This window comes from Niastella yeongjuensis, from assembly GCF_900110245.1.
Lineage (GTDB): Bacteria > Bacteroidota > Bacteroidia > Chitinophagales > Chitinophagaceae > Niastella > Niastella yeongjuensis.
In genome coordinates, this window is the sequence record NZ_FOCZ01000037.1 from 1 (window position 1) to 1,200 (window position 1,200).

General features: G+C 43.9%; 2 protein-coding genes. Both read right to left on the reverse strand.

Annotated elements, in window-relative coordinates:
• Nucleotides 1-884: ISAon1 family transposase (locus tag BMX95_RS34365; protein ID WP_244898131.1), on the reverse strand; the 884-nt coding region annotated here is incomplete at its 3' end.
• On the reverse strand, nt 865-1,200 hold a 336-nt coding region (locus tag BMX95_RS34370; RefSeq protein WP_244898132.1), incomplete at its 5' end, for an ISAon1 family transposase N-terminal region protein. The genes BMX95_RS34365 and BMX95_RS34370, both read right to left, overlap by 20 nt.

Consider the following 1,200-nt stretch of genomic DNA (forward strand, 5'->3'; position numbering starts at 1 on the left):
GCAGAAGCGTTGGTACTTCTGTTGTTAAAGTAGTTGAGTATAGTCAAATAGTGGGTTTCAATTGATCTGGCAACGGATCTGAAAGAATCAATACCAGCGGCTTCTACTTCATTATACCATAAAGCCAGCTTTTTAAAAGCCTCTTCTTTGCACTTGCAGGAGTTAAATATGATAGTCAGTTTCATTGATAGATCATAGGCCGCCTTTATTGCCGGATAGCGCTCAAACATCAGTGTAGCCCGCCGTTTTTGAGAATATGTCCAATGTTCTTTGTGCTTGAATAGCAGGTAGCGGCTGCGTGCCAGTAATTGTTTGGGAGAATCACCATTGGGTAATAACTGTGGGATATAGGTAATTCCTTGCTTTTTGGCCAGGGCAATCTGTTCATTTTCTTCATCAATCGCCTGCCAGCGGTGTTTGATACGTATTTCCTGCACTGCTTCAGAGGCCAGTTGTTGCACATGGAAGCGGTCTACAACACGGTGTGCGTAAGGGAAACAGCGTTTGACGATCAGGTGCATACCAGCTGCCATATCCAGGGTTACTTCCTGCACCCTTTGTCTCAATCGCTTGCTAATACGCAGTAATACTTCTATAACCTTGTCGGCCTGGGTGCCTTTGATCATAGCCACAATAGCGCCTTTCTGACCTTTGGCTGCTTTATTGGTAACTACTGTATAAAGCTCATCATTGGATAAGGCTGTTTCATCAATACTCAGGTGAGTGCCCACGTTCTTCTCAAAAAGCATCCATTCTTTGGCATGCTCCCGCTGGTCCCAATCTTTGTAATCGCTGATGTGATGCTTGTATTGCTGCTGAAGTTGACTACCATCCATCTGGTACATCCGGGCCAGTTGATGACAGCTAATCGGATGATCGTCCAAGTGTATCTTTTAAAAAAAGCGCGAACTCTTTGGTGAGTCGTGCTCCTTTCATAACCAGATCCCAGTTACGAGATACAATTTCTCCTGTAGACTGAACTTCCCAGCGGCGGCGCTTTATACTCAGTTCTACTTTGTTCTCCCGTATCGGAAAGTCCTGTACCCGAACTTCCGGGTAAAACCCTTTTGAGTGAAGTGTTTGGCCTGCATATTCGGCCGGAGGTAGGTTCTTTTCCTCTAAAAATAAAACGAATCCTACTTTATCTTTTACAAAATGAGTTATATCAAAATATTCAAGTGTCCCTGCTGGTAAAAAATA